This is a genomic window from Proteus sp. TJ1640, assembly GCF_003144445.1.
GTDB classification, from domain to species: domain Bacteria; phylum Pseudomonadota; class Gammaproteobacteria; order Enterobacterales; family Enterobacteriaceae; genus Proteus; species Proteus penneri.
On record NZ_PENY01000003.1, the window covers coordinates 1 to 2,939 of the forward strand.

4 protein-coding genes are annotated in these 2,939 nt (G+C 35.3%); all 4 read left to right on the plus strand.

The window, feature by feature from the left end; all coding sequences use genetic code 11:
• Positions 1-817, plus strand: an 817-nt coding sequence (locus DK861_RS01095) for a VENN motif pre-toxin domain-containing protein (RefSeq protein ID WP_162556746.1), incomplete at its 5' end; no start/stop codon positions are given.
• Positions 817-1,050: a hypothetical protein gene (locus DK861_RS01100; RefSeq protein ID WP_109399013.1), complete on the plus strand. Its 234-nt coding sequence runs from the start codon at positions 817-819 to the stop codon at positions 1,048-1,050. The genes DK861_RS01095 and DK861_RS01100, both read left to right, overlap by 1 nt.
• A 662-nt stretch (positions 1,051-1,712) precedes the next feature.
• The gene (locus DK861_RS18110) at positions 1,713-1,976 is read left to right on the plus strand and encodes a hypothetical protein (protein WP_162556747.1); all 264 of its coding nucleotides are present in this window, start codon (positions 1,713-1,715) and stop codon (positions 1,974-1,976) included.
• 188 nt (positions 1,977-2,164) lie between these two features.
• Entirely contained in the window at positions 2,165-2,500 is a 336-nt protein-coding gene (locus DK861_RS01115) for a DUF6572 domain-containing protein (RefSeq protein ID WP_109399016.1), read from the plus strand.
• Positions 2,501-2,939: the final 439 nt, after the last annotated feature.

A 2,939-nucleotide genomic window follows, 5' to 3' on the forward strand; every position in this document is an offset into this window, starting at 1 on the left:
TCCCGAAGAACTGACCGAGACTGAAAAGCAAAATATAAGTGCATGGGCAACGTTAGCTTCAGGAATTGCCGGCGGTTTAATCAGCGATAATAGCGCAGGCGTTGCCAATGCCGCCCAAGCCGGGAAAGTAGTGGTTGAGAATAACTTATTGGGTGGAAATGAGCTAACACATACACAATTGGCTCAGGAATATGGTAAAGATAGGATGTCATGCGCCGAAAACCCTAATTTTGAATCATGTCAGAGAGGCAAAGCGCTACAACAAGCTTATATCTATGCTTTAGCAACAGGTAGTACGGGAAGTGTTTCTTTGCTTTCAACAAGTGCGCGAGTGATGTGGTTTATCGGTGCGGGTGCCAATTCAGGCGTACAATATATCGATTCAAAAAAAGTGAACCCAGTGAATGCAATAATTGCAGGTTGGGTAAATGTAATAACAATGGGAGAAGGATGGAAAAGTACGGTTTTCTTTAATGCAGCAGGTGGAGCATTGACAAATACCATTAATGATGAGAGTGCGGTAATGGGAGCAATCACGACAGGAGGTGGAGCATTAATGGGGTATGGGTTAGGTAACTTTATGGTAAAACCTATAACTAATTGGGTTGGTAAAATAATAACAAAAGGCAATAATCCGGGATTTAATGAAGTATTGAGAAAATATTCAGAGTCAGAAGTTAATGGAAATTCTTATATTATGAAGGAAGTATCAGAAAGTAAAATTTCTTCTGGAATGGGAAATACAGGGGGAAGTATTATATCCGAGCTTGGTGGTTTATTCATTCAGGAAAAAATAAATAAAAGTAAGGAAGATTAATGAAGGGTATTTTATTTTCAAGCATATTAACAATTATATTTATAGTCGCATTGTTTATTTTGTGTATCATAATGTTTCTTTCTATTGACGTATTTTTTTATTTTTATTCTAACACTCCAATGTCTATTGGGCTTAATGAAATAAAACGCTCATTAAGAGTTAGTATTGGAGTGGGAATGATTATGGGAGTAGGTTTTGGGGTGCTATATATAAAAGAAAATAAACTAAAATAAATTTTGTTTTTTTAGATTTTAATTTTATATATTTTAATGAAAATTAATAATGCTATAAATATAAATTTTTGGAAAACAGGAAGTTGGGAACCACAATATAATCCTAAATTGTAAGGTGGAGCTAAAAACGGATTATATGGACTTTCGAAGGTTATGAAACCGAGCATAGTTCCTGGTCTTTTGGGAAATATGGGGTCTGCTGGTCTAACTGAAACAACAAATGCTCTGATGCAAGAGGAAATTAAAGAGATTAAGGAGAAAATGGATGAGAGTAAAAAATGATCAACTAATGTTCATGGTTATAATGAGCATTATATGTGGGTTTGCCATGTTTCTAATGATTATAATATTCTTTTTTATTGGCAAATGCCTAATTTGGTGGTTTATCAGTAGAGAGTTTACTTTTTCTTATGAGTATGTGAAAAAGGCTTTCAGGGTAGGTTTGATCACAGGCCCAATAGCTGGAATAGGGGCTTGGTTTGCAGAATATAAGTTACGTAGATGATGTTAAGAGCCTAGTCTAAATGCTGGGATTTTCCTTTTAGCTACCACTTTGTCTCAATGACCCAGATAATTAATTGCCTGTGGTCAATGCACAAACCTGCGCCGGCTACCAGCTGTGACAATTGTACAAATATGTTTGATGCTGAATAATGATGTATGTGGATGAAGAGTTTTTAGAATCTAATGACCTAGATTGGTTCTCTTCTTATGAAGATGGGTCGATAGCTTATTTTGCTACAAATGGATGTTGTCTGGTTCCAGAAAAAATAAGGAAATCAATAGATAATTATGGGGTTATTTATGACTATTTTTATTCATTAAATATATCGTCAGAAATCGAGATTATTGAAGAAAATCTACCGAAATTTTCAGATGAAACTCAACGTGCATGCTACTTACAGTCATTTATCGAAATGTCTTAAACTGTGTTGAGTGTAAAAGTTCTCAAACGGCACCTTTAACTGATAATCAAAAAACCGGATACCCAGATTTAGAAAAAAATGGTGGGGTAATAGTCGGTGAAGGTAAACCTAGTTTTGAGGGGAGAACAAAATTACCCCCAACTAAAGTCAAAATCGTCAGACCAGAAAAAGAAAAATAGAGGGAATAAATGTCAATAGTAGATACAAATAAAGTAGATATGATTGGTATACCAAAAGAGAATACAGATCTTGTTCGACTAGGTATAACTGACCATCTAAGTTGGAAAGACGATACATTTGAACATTTATACTTACTGCAAGAAAAAATTAATAGTTATATTCGTTTTATTGAAAGTAAAGAGATTTATGAGGCTTTCCCAGAATCGAAAGGAATTAATAATTTTTTGATAGAAATATTCTTTTTGTATGAAATACCTAATGAGTGTATTGAATTTCTGGAAAAAGTAAAAGATGTGCTGATTAACATTAATACATCATTAAAATATGAAGTAGATAGTGAATAGCTCTCGACTTTGAGCTGAGAGCTTTTTTAATTTACCTCTACCTTACTCCCCCTCTGCCAACCGGATAGCCAACTGTCCGGCTTGGTGAGTGAAGGTGTAGAGGTTACCCACATCAAAACCTAGTTTCTTCAATCATTTATCACTAATGGTCAGTTGTCGGTGCTTTACACTACAATCGCGCTTAGCCATAGGGCTACCTCGTATAGTTGCTGTGGTTAGCCGTTGGGATATTCAGCGCTCTAACATGACACTATGTTAAATCGTTTTATCTGATATTTTAAAATCAATACATCTAAAATCGACGTGGCTGATTTTAGCTCGTTCTCATCCACCTGTTTTACAGCTTCAAACCTAAATAACGACGATATTTACCAAGCCCTTTCTGAAACTCACGAGAACGTTACTGAGCGTGACGTTCAAAATTACCTTTTCCAACAAC

Bases quoted from the DNA above. Each gene is read 5' to 3' on its own strand.
- DK861_RS01100 (WP_109399013.1), top strand. From the start codon at position 817: ATGAAGGGTATTTTATTTTCAAGCATATTAACAATTATATTTATAGTC.
- DK861_RS01115 (WP_109399016.1), top strand. From the start codon at position 2,165: ATGTCAATAGTAGATACAAATAAAGTAGATATGATTGGTATACCAAAA.